The organism is Endozoicomonas sp. ONNA2, from assembly GCF_024606365.1.
In the GTDB taxonomy this organism is placed as follows: Bacteria; Pseudomonadota; Gammaproteobacteria; order Pseudomonadales; family Endozoicomonadaceae; genus Endozoicomonas.
Genome location: NZ_JAHHPO010000694.1, coordinates 1 through 14,809, shown reverse-complemented (window position 1 = coordinate 14,809; position 14,809 = coordinate 1). Strand labels below are relative to the sequence as shown.

14 protein-coding genes are annotated in these 14,809 nt (G+C 47.5%); 5 read left to right on the top strand and 9 right to left on the bottom strand.

The features are described from left to right. Positions 1-413: 413 nt before the first annotated feature. The 4 genes from KDK14_RS12355 (at position 414) to KDK14_RS12340 (ending at position 4,666) form a co-directional block, all read left to right on the top strand. Positions 414-1,064 (top strand): hypothetical protein, encoded by a 651-nt coding sequence (locus tag KDK14_RS12355; protein ID WP_257265435.1) that lies wholly within the window; start codon positions 414-416, stop codon positions 1,062-1,064. A gap of 304 nt (positions 1,065-1,368) precedes the next feature. Then, positions 1,369-2,256 (top strand): hypothetical protein, encoded by an 888-nt coding sequence (locus KDK14_RS12350; RefSeq protein WP_257265434.1) that lies wholly within the window; start codon positions 1,369-1,371, stop codon positions 2,254-2,256. A gap of 475 nt (positions 2,257-2,731) precedes the next feature. After that, positions 2,732-3,643 carry a hypothetical protein gene (locus tag KDK14_RS12345; protein ID WP_257265433.1) on the top strand — a complete coding sequence of 304 codons (912 nt, stop codon included), beginning with the start codon at positions 2,732-2,734 and terminating at the stop codon, positions 3,641-3,643. Positions 3,644-3,760: 117 nt separating this feature from the next. Continuing rightward, positions 3,761-4,666: a hypothetical protein gene (locus tag KDK14_RS12340; RefSeq protein ID WP_257265432.1), complete on the top strand. Its 906-nt coding sequence runs from the start codon at positions 3,761-3,763 to the stop codon at positions 4,664-4,666. A 296-nt stretch (positions 4,667-4,962) separates the two neighbouring features. Here KDK14_RS12340 and KDK14_RS12335 read toward each other — a convergent pair whose 3' ends face one another. From KDK14_RS12335 to KDK14_RS12315, 5 genes are all read right to left on the bottom strand, one after another. After that, positions 4,963-6,162 (bottom strand): hypothetical protein, encoded by a 1,200-nt coding sequence (locus KDK14_RS12335; protein ID WP_257265431.1) that lies wholly within the window; start codon positions 6,160-6,162, stop codon positions 4,963-4,965. 8 nt (positions 6,163-6,170) lie between these two features. Further along, positions 6,171-7,016 (bottom strand): S-formylglutathione hydrolase, encoded by an 846-nt coding sequence (gene fghA / locus KDK14_RS12330; protein WP_306671533.1) that lies wholly within the window; start codon positions 7,014-7,016, stop codon positions 6,171-6,173. A gap of 68 nt (positions 7,017-7,084) precedes the next feature. Continuing rightward, the gene (locus KDK14_RS12325) at positions 7,085-8,212 is read right to left on the bottom strand and encodes an S-(hydroxymethyl)glutathione dehydrogenase/class III alcohol dehydrogenase (protein WP_257265430.1); all 1,128 of its coding nucleotides are present in this window, start codon (positions 8,210-8,212) and stop codon (positions 7,085-7,087) included. A gap of 65 nt (positions 8,213-8,277) precedes the next feature. Continuing rightward, positions 8,278-10,179, bottom strand: coding sequence for a SurA N-terminal domain-containing protein (locus KDK14_RS12320; protein WP_257265429.1), 1,902 nt, complete (start codon positions 10,177-10,179; stop codon positions 8,278-8,280). A 204-nt stretch (positions 10,180-10,383) separates the two neighbouring features. Then, entirely contained in the window at positions 10,384-10,656 is a 273-nt protein-coding gene (locus KDK14_RS12315) for an HU family DNA-binding protein (protein WP_257265428.1), read from the bottom strand. A gap of 121 nt (positions 10,657-10,777) precedes the next feature. Between KDK14_RS12315 and KDK14_RS12310 the strand changes: the two genes are divergently transcribed. After that, entirely contained in the window at positions 10,778-10,978 is a 201-nt protein-coding gene (locus KDK14_RS12310) for a hypothetical protein (RefSeq protein WP_257265427.1), read from the top strand. A gap of 258 nt (positions 10,979-11,236) precedes the next feature. Here KDK14_RS12310 and lon read toward each other — a convergent pair whose 3' ends face one another. From lon to KDK14_RS12290, 4 genes are all read right to left on the bottom strand, one after another. Further along, positions 11,237-13,660, bottom strand: coding sequence for an endopeptidase La (gene lon, locus KDK14_RS12305; protein WP_257265426.1), 2,424 nt, complete (start codon positions 13,658-13,660; stop codon positions 11,237-11,239). A gap of 445 nt (positions 13,661-14,105) precedes the next feature. After that, positions 14,106-14,228, bottom strand: a complete 123-nt coding sequence (locus KDK14_RS12300; RefSeq protein WP_257265425.1) for a hypothetical protein — start codon at positions 14,226-14,228, stop codon at positions 14,106-14,108. Positions 14,229-14,279: 51 nt separating this feature from the next. Continuing rightward, entirely contained in the window at positions 14,280-14,444 is a 165-nt protein-coding gene (locus KDK14_RS12295) for a hypothetical protein (RefSeq protein WP_257265424.1), read from the bottom strand. 142 nt (positions 14,445-14,586) lie between these two features. Continuing rightward, positions 14,587-14,809, bottom strand: a 223-nt coding sequence (locus KDK14_RS12290; protein WP_257265423.1) for a hypothetical protein, incomplete at its 5' end; no start/stop codon positions are given.

The window sequence follows — 14,809 nt, the reverse complement described above, 5'->3', positions numbered from 1 at the left end:
AATTGGTCTAAAAAGTCGGAAATTTTTAGTAAATAGAACCACTATTCACTAAAAAAATTTCCGACTTTTCATCCTCAATTTTCTGCCATCCTCTCTACGGGGTCGCCCAGACGGTCGCTATTCTCGGACAGCCTCCCGGGATGATACCGTGAGCATTATTAGTCTGCCGAGTCTGTAACTCATGATTATGGCAAAGGGCAAAGAATGAGGGCTAAAAATTGAACATCAGACCCACCCCACCCGCTTATTATCCAGAAGCACCACCCACATATGAAGAATCTGAAAGGGAGCATGGAGTGGATTCTTACCTCCCCCATGATGGGTACTTGGCTGGTACAAGCGCACCTCCAACACAGCCTATCGCTGCCCGCAGTGTCAGCTACGCGACCAGTCCATCCCCAATCGTAAAACTGATGACAAAAAATACGTCTTTGGCAAGAGATTTAAACTCACTGGTGCGAGGATTTAACAATGAAATATCTGATTTTCAGCAAATATTTAACAGTGGAAATAAACAATTAATTATTGCAAAAGCTGATGGTCTGACCAGAATACCCGGCTATCTAAACGAAAAAGAACACACAGCAGGAAGAACAACCAGCCTGGGTGAAGCCACCCTGAAATCTCTGTATCTTAAGATGAATGTCTCTGATTACACCAAATGGTTCAAGGCCATCAATCAATTGCTGGAGAATACTGAACTGTGTTGCAAAACGGATACGACTGATTATCTTGATAATAGTGCAATGGTCAAATTTCTTGAAAAATTAATCAGTATCGGAACGTTTGACGACCCGTGCGACATAGATGAGCTATCCTCAATAATTAACAAGCTGAATCATAATAAAACTTACAAGAAGTATGACGCTGATTTTGTAGGCTTTGTCACTTCCTCCATTCTCACCAAGACTTGGGATGTAAAAGTTTTTCGAGATACTCTGGATGCGATATTAACATTGTATGAATTCTCGCCATCTTCTCCCCTTGTTGAGGTTACAAAAAAACTTAACGGGGAAATTCATGCCCATGCCACCCTTCTTGACGGCTATTGCTTATTTCGGTAAATAGTTGGCCAAATGGAATAGTATATTTCTGACTAAGAGGGCAGTTACTATGCATAATGCAACGTAGCTATGTGACGGGAGTTGTAACGACCCACAATTGCATGGATGCAAAAGCCAGATCAACGCAGGAGCCGTTGATGAGAGTGAATGGCAGCCTCTTGGTCAGAAATATGGCCTAAAATATGATTCCATCTGGTTAACTGGCAGCTAAAGTCTTGGATGATACCAATGGCTTGTGAGCCATAATTGCTGGCTTGGCTGGCGCTGCAAGTTTATGGCGAAAACATTGAACGAGAATTAAAAAATGAACATCATACCCGGTACACCCACATATCAGGTACCCCCCCCCACACAAGATGCAAAGCGAGGATATCTGCAAACCTTAGCCATGCTTCCTCGTGATCAAGCTCAAATAGAAGCGTTTGAAATGGTCAGTTACCTGCAAAGTCAATATCTGTCTGATCAAAGTGCTACCATGTCTTTGTCTGCTCGCAGTGTGAGTTTTGCAGCAAGAACATCCCCAATCGATAAACTGATGAAGTTGGATCAAAATACGGATCTGGCAAGAGGCCTGAATTCACTGGTGAAGGCGTTTAACAAGGAAATATCTGACTTCAAGGAAAAAATCAACAGCGCACAGGAAGATACAATTATTCGTAAGGCTGATGGTCTGACCAGGATACCTTGCTTACTGAATAAACGATCATACAATGATTATTCAGTTATTAATTGTAACGAAAAATTACTGAAATATTTTGAGCTTCTGATGAAGCCCTCTGATTACAGCCAATGGTTCAAAGCTGTCCATCGATTGGCTGAGAACACTTTACAATGCAGCACAACCGATGGGACTAATAACCCTGACAATAATTCCCTGATTTTATTTTTTGACAAACTAAATGCGATGACAGGTGATGACCAATACGACAAAGATGGGATGAATTATATAATTCGGGAATTGCAACGTGGAAAAATTTACTATGATTTTCAAGCCAATACCGTGGGCTATTTCATCTCTTCTGCACTCACCGAAACCCGGGACGTAAAACTTTTCCGAGATATTCTGGATTCATTATTCACATTGTATGAATTCACGCCCTCTACCCCCCTGATGGAGATCAATAACGAACTTAACAACATAATTAATACCAAAGCTGTTTGTTCATCTGACCATGATCTTTGGTGTTTCTGACACTCCCCGCCTTACCGGAAGAGTTCTTCTTTGCTCAAGAACGTTTCTGTTTCAGGGTCCGCAGCAGGCGAGGCCACCCAGGCTTGGTTATCGCATAAAAGTCCAACAGTGGGCGCTTTTACGATGGCGAATCTACGGGGGCGCCCAAGAGGCTGTCCGAGAATAGCGCCCGTCTGGGCGACCCCGTAGCGAGTATGGCAGAAAATTGAGGATGAAAATTCGGTTTTGTGAAGTGAATAGCGGGGCTATTTGCCGAACAAAAGCGAATTTTTAGTCCTGTCGCCGGAAATGAATCTTTCTTGAGCTTGATGTTTATCCAAGAACCTGATGTCTACCCGGGAAATAGTGGCTAAAACCAATGACAATTAAACCAGGTAATCAATCGATGAGAAAATATAAAACTTATCCCGATTTTATTGGTCTAATACATAAGTTGTTTTACCTGCTGATTCTGGAGCAATGAGGGTAGATGATTATGAATCAGGATATCACTGCGTCTTTACCAGCGGATATATCCCGGGCACCGTCCGGTACCAGCCGCGAATTTTACCCGCCAAAAAAGAGTTATACGCCGGAAGATAAACGCGGGGTTTTGGGGCGACATACCGTAACCCCACAGAAACTCTCAGTGGGTCAGCTTGCCAGTGTGGGGGCATTGGGAGGGTTCTTCGGGGCCAGCCTTGGAGTCGTTGCCAAATCAGTAACAGATTGCTCCTGGACTACAATTGCCGCCACCAGTGCTATTGGTGCAACGGTCTTTGTCTCGCACGCAGTTGCCAGTAACAGGCCCATAACCCCACTGGAGCATGCTGAAGCGGAGTTGATGCAAACGCAGGACGATAAAGCGTGTCTGTTAAACAGAGATATAGACAATCCTCACCGCAACTATGATGCCAGCGAACTCTATACCATCCAACGGTTGTCTGAACGATATGGCGTATCCTGGCAACTCTTCAAGATACTCTGGGAGGTAGCAGAATCGTCAGGTTGGAAGCCCGATCTCAAGGATTCTGAGAATGCCATGGCGATGATCAATTCACGACTTAAGGAACTCAACGTGCCTCAGTTGGAAATTGATAACATTGTTCCACAGATGAAATGCTATGGGTTTGTTGAAGATGCCCGGCAATTATCAACTTTTCAGAAATTAATCAACCGTATTGATATACCGGAAAGAAACCATGATGAGATTGGCCTGTTAATGTTCGCCTATTCCAGGCTTCTGTCTGATGAGCATAATCCCGACGGTGAGCAGCTCCAGGATCTTTACCAGACTGTGTGCCAGGAGATGTACGAATTCTTCATGGTCCGTATTGCCATGGATGAAAGCAGAGTGTTAAACGATATCCGTATTTTGCAGGCAATGAGTGAGGAGGACAAACACTGAATATTTCTGGTAATTAGCACTGACCAGGTTGTTATACCTGTCCTTTGGTTGGTGTGTTTTTTTTTAAGGACATATTTGATTTCGAAAAACTATTAACTCCTGAAACGAGGATAAACTATGGAACCTGCAACTATGCACCAAGTGGGCGGCTCTTTGATTCGCGCATCTTCCGAAACATTTGGCATATATACCGAAGACGAAAAAAAAGCTGCACTGGGGCGACATGCAGTCAACAAGCTTGATGTATCGAATACCTATCCTGCATTAGCCGGTTTGGCTGATATTGCAGGTACTACGTTGTCCACTATGACCAGGCTCGGTGACTTCCCGCTGCAACCTGTTGCCCTGGCAGGTGCAACAATGGGTTTACTGACAGCCCTCGCCAATGCCAGGCCCCCGACACCACTGGAGCACGCCAGCTATCAGCTGGAGCAAACCAGGGCAGATGAAGCCTATCTGCTTGAGCATCCACTGGACAGTCCAGGTTATGAATATAACATCAGGGATTATCGGATGATCAAACATATGGCGTCAAGATACCAGGAATCATGGAACTCACTCTGGCTGTCAGGGGCAGATGTTAACTCACTCAACCCGAAGAACGTGCATGCTCTGATGACGGACATACAGTATGAGTTAACCCATAAACATGGGATAGGGAGAGATGACATTATCCACGTTGGTGCCAATATGGGTAAAATCAAATCTCTTGAAGACGCAAAAGAACTCACTAAGTTCAAAGAGTTGATGGCAAGGCTCCAAACCCCGGCAAAAGATCAGGAAGATGTTTCCAGGCTGATGTTTATCCTTAATCGCCTCATTGAGAAATCTGTGGGCAAGAGTCGAGAACTTCCGCTTAGTGAACTCTATCAGGATCTGTGCAAGTTCAAGTACAGCCAGTATAAAATGCGTCTTGAACAGGACAGGTTCAGATTGGAAGAAGATGTTCGCATTTTGCAGACAATGGAAAGAAATCAGCCAGCTTCGGTGTCTGCCCCGCCTGCAATGGGCACTGAAGTCTGATAAGCCCTATAATCTGATAGGCCCAATAAATAGTGCAATCCTTTTAAGAGCGAAGCTGTCGGTCTTCGCCTCTTCCCGATCAGATGCTTAAGCGAAATTCTCAGCAACCAGGTTTATACAGACTCTTCTGTTGATGAAGTGGCCAAGTAGTTGGCCAAATGGAGTAGTATATTTCTGGCTAAGTGGACAATTACTATGCAAGGCGCAACGCAGGAAATGACTGACAACTTAGTCAGAAAATATGATTTTATTTGGTTAACTACTTAACTTCAGCGGCGTGATAAGTACCTGGAATTTCATAAAACCGGTCCGGGACTCAATCGTGCACCAATTGCTAACCAATTTTTTATTGCAGGTACGCCATGCTCATTATTTATTGCACGGAGCAATCCTGTATCAAGATTAGCTTGCATATTCGAACTGACCTTGGCACCGAGTGTTAGGAAGATTCCAGCCTCAAGTGGCCGATCATTCTGAACTTCCGTTTGGAACATTCTATTGAGTGCAACCGGATTGCAGGGATTGTCAGCTCCTGAATCCACCCAATTTTTTAAACCAAAAACATCATTATTTTCAGCACAACGTTTAGCCGCAAGGTTCATGAGTTGTTTGGCTTCATCTGTTTCGTTTGCGCCTAATTTTATCCAAAGTTGAAATCTATTATGCTGATATTTTCTGGCTACTCTTAGCAAATTCGAATCAAGAATGGTTTGATATTCAGGTTTAATATTTGCTCCTGCTTTTCTCCAACAGATCACATCCGCTGAATCAGGTTTATCTTGGTCAAGTATACTTGACATACCATCATCCATTTGTTGCTGAAGGTTTTCTGTATTTGCCCCCATTGCCACACATTGTCTGACACCCGCCCCATGTCCTAGCTCCAGATAGCCTTTTAACCATCCATTTAATTTCAGTTGAAAGTTATCATCTACCGATTCGCCAAGTTTGTACCAATATATAGCACTGAATACTGTATTGGCTTCCCGTAAACCTTTATCTATTCTTTGTTGGAAGTCGGGTATCATTGCACCCAGTGACAACCAGGCTTTGGCAAGAAATGGTTCCTTATTTTCTATCGTTCTTGTTAAGCCCGAATTCAATTTATTTTTAACTTCAGTGTCTATTTGCGCCCCCATATCCAGCCATTTTTTCAAATCAAATGGATTTGGATTGCCTGTATCTAACGCTCGTTTCAAACCATTATTCAGCTTTTGTTGAACATCAAAGCCATAAAATCCTGAAATATCGAGTTCAATTTTTAAAATATCTGGCACATCGAGAAATTTTATTTGAGGAACAGGAAAATAACGAAAGTCAGCCTTGAGCCTATTATTAATGCATTTAATCGAATATTCCCGCAGCGATTTGACCTGTATTTTTTCTATTTCATCAAAAAGATATTTAAAAAACTCTGGCGATATCTGTTCACTATCCTTGGTCAACTCTCTATTCAGCATGCCCAAAAGACAATCTTGATAAGCGATGTTATTCAACACAAAGGTTACCCCATCTTGCCCATTTCCCAGTGAAACCTTAAATGATCCTCAATAAACGTAGCAATAAAATAATAGGAGTGGTCATACCCATCCTGCATCCTTATGGTCATTGGATATCCTGTATCTGCAACTGTTTTTGTTAACGCATCCAAGTGTAACTGTTGGTGCAAGAAAGCATCCGCGCTGCCCTGGTCCACCAGTGCCGGAATAGCTTCAGACGATATTTTCAGCAGTTCGCAAGCATCATAGTTTTGCCACTGTTCACGATCATTACCAAGATAGCCCAAAAAGGCTTTTTGCCCCCAGGGAGCCTTGAGCGGATGACAGATCGGGCTGAAAGCAGAAACCGATGAGTAACGATCAGGGTTACGCAAAGCTATCACCAGCGCTCCATGACCACCCATGGAGTGTCCGGCAATACTGCGTTTGTCATTCACAGGAAACTGTTGTTCAATCAGTTCCGGCAGTTCCGAAACCACGTAATCATACATTCGATAGTGTTGACGCCATGGCTGTTGCGTAGCATTCAGATAAAACCCGGCACCGAGCCCGAAGTCGTAGGCCGCATCCGGGTCATCCGGAACATGATCACCCCTGGGGCTGGTATCCGGCGCAACAATAGCCATACCCAATTCTGAAGCTATACGCTGGGCACCTGACTTCTGCATAAAGTTCTCATCAGTGCACGTTAGCCCGGACAACCAGTACAGAACAGGAACCGTTTTATCCTGGCTTTGAGGCGGCAGGTAGATGGCAAAACGCATGTTGCAGTCAAGCGTTTGTGAGTCGTGGGTGTACTGTTTATGCCAGCCACCGAACGACTGATTACAGCTGACAGTTTCCAAAGACATAGACCTTGCTCAATCCAGGTAAAAAACAGTGGCGCCCGATGAAAAGAACATAACCGATGATGGTATCATTACCGGTAATGAATCACAGAGCGAATACTCTCACCCTTGTGCATCAAATGAAACGCCTCATTGATCTCCTCTAATGCCATGGTATGGGTGATAAAATCGTCCAGCCTGAATTCCCCCGCCAAATATTGCTCAACAATGCCCGGCAGCTCAGAGCGACCTTTCACCCCGCCAAATGCAGATCCACGCCATACCCGCCCGGTCACCAGCTGGAATGGACGGGTGGCTATTTCCTGGCCAGCACCCGCGACGCCGATGATGACCGACTCCCCCCAACCCTTGTGACAACACTCAAGTGCAGAACGCATAACATCAACATTGCCGATACACTCAAAGGAAAAGTCAACACCGCCATCGGTCATCCCAACGATCACGTCCTGAATGGGTTTATCAACCAATCTTGAATTGACACAGTCAGTGGCTCCCAACTTTGTGGCCAGTGCAAATTTTTTCTCGTTAATATCAACTCCGATAATCCTGCCAGCACCAGACATTTTGGCACCGATGATGGCCGATAAACCAATACCGCCAAGACCAAAGATTGCAACTGTGTCGCCGGGCTGTACCTTTGCTGTCTTCAAGACAGCCCCCATACCGGTGGTGACGCCGCAACCCAGAAGACAGACCTCTTCCAGAGGTGCATCAGGGCTGACCTTTGCCAGTGATATCTCGGGTAACACGGTATACTCAGAAAACGTTGAACAGCCCATGTAGTGATAAATTGGCTGACCATCCTGGTAAAACCGGGTTGTGCCATCGGGCATCAGCCCCTTTCCCTGGGTTGCACGTATTTTCTGACAAAGGTTGGTTTTACCCGAAAGACAAAATTTACACTCACCACATTCCGGCGTGTAGAGCGGGATGACATGATCGCCAACGGCAACACTGGTCACCCCTTCCCCCACCTGTTCCACAATCCCGCCACCTTCATGACCAAGAATGGCAGGAAAAACACCCTCCGGGTCGGCTCCGGAGAGGGTAAAGGCATCGGTATGGCAAACACCGGTGGCAATGATGCGAACCAGCACCTCGCCTGGCTTTGGTAACATCACATCGACTTCATCAATGGTTAAAGGTTGGCCTGGTCCCCAGGCAATGGCCGCTTTTGATTTGATAAATTGATCTGACATGGATATTCCTCAATACCGTTTGTTTTTAGACCACTACCGAATGGGTTAATTCCAGACTCAATTCATTATTGATTATCGAGCAGGATTTTTACCTTACCTTTCTCCTTCAAACTGGCAAGGTACTCGTCGAACATAATACGCCCATTGCCCGCTGCAATAAATTGACCCAGTCCTTTGAGCTGCTCGGGGTTTGCCCCTGCTTCACCGGGGTAGATGGCGCTCAGGCCAACCACTGCATAATCACCATTTGCCAGAGTGACTGAACGATAGGCGACACTGTTTCCGGGATGTGGCATTTTAAAGGCTTCCTGCAGGAGCCGGGCGGGCACGCCGGGCATATTCCTGCTGGTTGCCGGACTCTCCACCAGCGCCAGATTCTGTTCATCCGCCAGCACGTTCAGCGCTGTTCCAGACTGCAAAGTAGTAACCATCTGTTCTGCACGGCTGGCCAGCTGTTGCTGTGCGCGGCTGTTCTTCAGTGTCGTCACGATGGCATCTTGTACGTCAGCAAGGGGCATGAGTTCAGTTTTTTTGTACTCCTTGATCCTGACCACCACAGCCTCTTGCGGGGTTATCTCGATCAGTTCACTATTGGCACCAAGATTCAATACATCATCACTGAAAGCCGCTGCCGATACGCGGGGATCAGCGGCAATACCCGTTTCAGCACCCTGTCGACCAAACGGCTCACTGGTCATAACCTTCAGGCCCAGCTGCTCGGCAGGCTGAGCCAGATCAGAAGCCTCAAAGCTGATATCAGCCAGCTGTCTGCTCTGCTCAATGAACAGCGAGTCTACTTCCTTCTGCTTGAGTGCCATTTCAAGATCTGCCCGCATCGCATCCAGCGATGGTACCTCGGCCTCTTGACGGGCAGTCACTTTCAGGATCTGTATACCAAAGTCAGTTTCAATGGGGTCAGAAACCTCACCCACCTCCAAATCCGCAACGGTATTGTCAAAATCATCGCCAAAGAAGCCAGGCTCTACAGTACCGAGATCACCGCCGTTGGCAGCGGTAGTGGGGTCATCAGAATAGGACTTGGCTAATTCGTCAAAATGGGTTCCAGCCTGCAGTTTGGCGACCACTTCATTGGCCCGCGCTTTCGCTTCATCAAGGGTGCGATCTTCACCGGTCTGGATCAGTATGACTGAGACATGAGCATTGTTGCCAGAGCGTTGCTGCAACTGCTCGACACGGAACTGGTATTCAGCTTCAATATCTTCCGCAGTGACTTCGATACCCTTGGCAATATCGTCTTTTTTCAGAACCACGTAGTCTACGACAACCTGCTCAGACGTCATAAACTGATTCGAGTTGGCGTCGTAATAATTCCTGACCTCTTCTTCGGCAGGCATAATTGCCTGGCGAACCGGTTCCGCCGGAAGCACAACCCAGGCCAGGTCCCGGGTCTGGCCTTCGAGACTCTGCAGACGTTTGAGTTCTTCTGCAGTCACAAACTCGGTATTGGCAACCCCGGCACGTAATTGCAGCAAGAGCGTTTCTTCACGGATGGCATCGCGAAACTGCAGTGGTGTCATACCATAACTGCGAACCATCATTTGAAAACGGTCGGCATCAAAGCGACCGTTTTGCTGAAACTGCGCCATGGATACGATCAGCTTGTCGATCTGCGCCTTGCCAATACCCATTTTCTGATCTTCAGCGTTCTGCAGTAGCAGCTGACGATCAATCAGGACGTCGAGCACCGAGCTTTGCAGTAACTGATCGTCCAGTATGGCGGGGTCAAACTGGCCACCCATTTGCTGAAGCAAAACTCGCCGCTGCTGGTCAACAGCCTGAGCCAACTCTGCCCGGGTTATATCCTTGCCATTCACTGATGCCACTTCCGGATTGTCTGGATTGGGCGCAAGTGTCTCAAGGCCAGTGATGGCCATCATAAAAGCGATGATGCCGACGACAACAAATGTCACCCAACTCTTCGCTTTGTCCCTCATCGATTGCAGCATAAAAACCTCAGGTACCAGGGCCGCCAAGACGGCAGAGTATATCCCTTGTATTTCGCACCCAGTCTGACCGGGTGTAAAAAAAACGCATCATCGGATGCGCTTTGTGGTGAAGCGGCAGTCAACTTCCCTGAAAGTCATTTGGGACGCAGCCTTGTCCACCTGATGAAATAGAACCAATTAAAGCGTTATAAAAGTAGCCTGCGATCAGTTCACGGCATCCTTAAGGGCTTTGCCAGCCTTGAAGCCCGGGATTCTGGCAGCGGCGATTTCAATGGGCTCGCCAGTCTGCGGGTTACGACCGGCACGAGCAGCACGCTCTTTCACAGAAAATGTGCCAAAACCTACCAGAACAACCTGCTCACCGTTTTTCAGTGCACCAGTGACAGAGTTAATCATGGCGTCCAGGGCTCGACCAGCGGCAGCCTTAGAAATGTCTGCAGATGCTGCTATAGCATCAATAAGCTCGGACTTGTTCACTCTATTCCCCTTCTAAGTAGGATGCGTTTTGAATCATTAACAGAGGATAGACACAGAAAGCGGGCTGGCAACTGAGTAATTTGCCGGTCTTCTATCATCTACCCAATCAGGTGCGACCGATATGCTGCTGCATTTTCACTGGAAAAACAAGCATCATAAATGTACCTTTGTACCTTATAGCCTGCCAACCAGTCGGTTTGATCTATACCCACTGAAAATAATCGCCGGATTTCATTTTGCCAAAGAAAAACAGTCACATCGAACACTAAAAGCGAAAGATAACACCGAGCCAGCAGGAAGTCTGAATCTGTCGCCAGGCTAATTCAAGCAGTTGAAATAAAAAGCAACGAGCGCAACAAGCCCTGCCAGACTGCGCCTGTGCAGGTCTTTTGGTCGCAATAATACAGTTATTTGCCCGGTGGTGTATGCATTCAGGACTGGCATAAAGGCAGCTTGAGCCTTGAATCATAACAACGAATGTTGCGCTCGTTGCGGTTTTAATCAAGAAGAAGTAGAAATGCTCCTGTCAAGGAATTGCTGAATGACCGACCAATGCAGGACGGTCATCCACCTTCAACGGTCAATGAGTATTGACACGTTCATCATTCTTCTGGCCGCCCTTCTGTTCAGAATCGACAACTTTCAGTGGTTTTTCCGGCAGGGCCTCGGGCATATACGACAAGGCCACTTCCAGAACTTCATCAATCCACTGGACGGGAATAATTTCCAGATCATCCTTGATATTGTCAGGAATCTCCTTGAGATCGCGACGGTTCTCTTCAGGAATCAATACCTTCTTGATACCACCACGGTGTGCTGCCAGAAGCTTTTCTTTCAGGCCACCAATGGCAAGTACTTGCCCCCTGAGGGTAATTTCACCAGTCATGGCAACATCTGCCCGAACCGGAATCCCGGTCAGAATGGACACAAGGGCGGTACACATACCGATGCCTGCACTTGGACCATCTTTTGGCGTCGCGCCTTCAGGAACGTGAATGTGCAGATCGTTCTTCTGATGAAAATCAGGCTCAATACCCAAGGCAGCTGCACGGGAGCGAACCACCGTCAATGCCGCCTGGATCGACTCCTGCATCACATCGCCCAGGGATCCGGTTTTGATAATCTGGCCCTTGCCGGGAACCGCTACCGACTCAATGGTCAACAACTCGCCACCCACCGATGTCCAGGCAAGACCGGTTACCTGACCGATCTGGTCCTGTTCTTCAGCCCGTCCATAGGTAAACTTGCGAACCCCCAGGAAGTCTTCAAGTACTTCCGTGGTAACCTTGCTTTTACGGTTCTTTTCAGACAGCGCTTCCTGTTTCACCGCCCGGCGACAGACCTTGGCAATTTCCCGCTCAAGTCCACGAACACCCGCTTCTTTGGTGTAATAGCGGATAGTATCCAGCACCGAGTCATCGTCAAAGGAAAGCTCGCCATTACGCAGACCACTGCGCTTGATTTGCTTGGGTATCAGATAACGCTTGGCAATATTGAGTTTCTCATCCTCGGTGTAACCCGGTATGCGGATCACTTCCATGCGGTCCAGCAAAGGCCCGGGAATATCCATTGAGTTGGATGTGCAGACAAACATGACATCGGAAAGATCGTAATCCACTTCCAGATAATGGTCGTTGAAGGAGTTGTTCTGCTCAGGGTCCAGCACCTCCAATAACGCTGAAGCCGGATCACCACGCATATCAGCACCCATTTTATCGATCTCATCCAGCAGAATAAGCGGATTTTTCACTTCAACCTTGCCCATCTTCTGAATCAGCTTACCCGGCATGGAGCCGATGTAAGTCCTGCGGTGGCCGCGAATCTCAGCCTCATCACGCACGCCGCCCAGGGCCATACGAACGAACTTGCGATTGGTAGCCCTGGCCAGTGACTCACCCAGTGACGTTTTACCGACCCCGGGGGGGCCCACCAGACAGAGAACGGGGCCCTTGAGTTTACGCACCCGCTTCTGCACGGCCAGGTACTCAAGGATACGCTCCTTGACCTCCTCCAGCCCGTAGTGATCAGCCTCAAGAATATCCTGGGCACGCTTCATATCGTGGCGAACTTTACTGCGCTTTTTCCAGGGGACACTGAGCATCCAGTCAATATACCCCCTGACCACCGTCGCTTCTGCCGACATCGGCGACATCATTTTCAGCTTGGCCAGTTCCGCCAGGGTCTTTTCCCTGGCTTCCATGGTCATCCCCGCCTGGTCAATTTTTGTTTTCAGCTCTTCGAACTCGTTGGGCGCATCATCCATATCCCCCAACTCTTTCTGAATGGCTTTCATCTGCTCATTCAGATAGTACTCACGCTGGCTGCGTTCCATTTGTTTCTTCACGCGACCACGGATTTTCTTTTCGACCTGCAGAAAATCCATCTCACCCTGCATAATACCGATCAGATACTCCAGCCGGTCTCCCAGGTCGGCGATCTCAAGCATCTTTTGCTTGTCTTCGATCTTCATGGGCATATGTGCACTGATGGTATCCACCAACTTGGCTGGATCCTTGATACCGGATAATGAGCTGAGCACCTCATTGGGTACTTTCTTGCTCAGTTGCACATACTGCTCAAACTGGGACATAACAGAACGCACCAGCAGCTCACCTTCCCGGTCGCTGATCCGCTCTGAGAGCTGCTCATGAACTATCGCCCTGACCAGCCCATCGTCTTCATGCATTGAATCAATGGTGACCCGAGTCTCACCTTCCACCAGAACTTTTACCGTTCCGTCCGGTAACTTCAATAATTGCAAAATACTGGCAATCGTTCCCACAGAAAACAGGTCTTCCACCCGGGGATCATCGGTCTGGGCACTTTTCTGGGCTACCAGCAGAATTCTCTTGTCACCTGACATTGCCAGATCCAGCGCCTGTATGGATTTTTCCCGGCCAACAAACAGCGGGATCACCATATGCGGATAAACCACCACATCACGCAGGGGCAGCAAAGGCAGTTCATAGTGGTCTGCTGGTTGCAGGGTATCGTTATTATCCATAGTTCAGCCCCTATATGTTCAATATCAATAAAGCCTGCCTTCCACCAGCGATTAGCTGGCTAAAAAAAAAGACCATGAGAACCTGGCAGGTGTTCAGGACACGATCTGTTACGTGCTTGATTAATGGTCAGTTCACAGCAGTAAACCCCTGAAATATAGTCTCAAACATCCGTTAAACTGGCCATGCTCTCTAAGATGGGGCTTTTCCGGCTAAATTACAATAGCCACACCTTTTCGTTTCCTGAAAACAGCTTGACTTCTAACTAGTTGGCCAAATGGAATAGTATATTTCTGACTAAGTGGACAGTTACCATGCAAGCGCCCAAACACTCGGCAGACTCCCTCTACTTGTCCAGTTCGGCTTTAATGGATTGTCCCTGCTCCAGTGTTCCAGATGTAGTAGCCGCTACGTAAATTAGTATTACAGTAAGACAGCAGTTTCTGCTCAAGTCTTGTCCTTACGCTTGAGTTCACGCTCAACAAGCTTCTTGATAGTTTGTTTGTCTTTATTCTGCTCAACAGTCAGGGCCTTATGCAGCCCTGATGGAGTGGCAGGCCTTGCCGCCACGCCACTGATAAAGGCTCCTTTCCACTGCTGAATTTGTTCAGCAAAAAGGCCTTACTTACGACAGTATTCAGCTATTTCTGCTTTGCTCAATGCCGCCGTTTCAATCATGACGGCCAACTGGTTTTCAGGTGTCCACTGATCTGGATTTTTTTCCGTTGCCTGGCAGAGGTATTCCTTGAGATAAAGCTTTCTTTCGCCAAGTGTACAGGGTTGCATCAGAGATACCATGATCACGTGCCAGCTGAGAAACCGACACATTATTGGGTGGCATTATCTTCTGAATGATGGACTCTTTGAACTCTTCTGAATAGCAGGCCATTGATCACTCACTGGCCGCCCCCTGTTTAAGTTTTTAAATTCAGGAGAGGCGACAACTATGTTGGCGCAGGGGGCCACGCGCAAGGGCAAAGCCCCATCGCCCAAGCCAGTGTTGAAGAGTCTCGCAGCATCCAGAACTTGTAAAATAACGGTATTCAGGTAACGTTACGTTCATACAGAAGAGACGACGCATCGACTCTTCAGGACAGTCGGAGCGTAGCGCAGCCTGGTAGCGCACCACAATGGGGTTGTGGGGGTCGGAG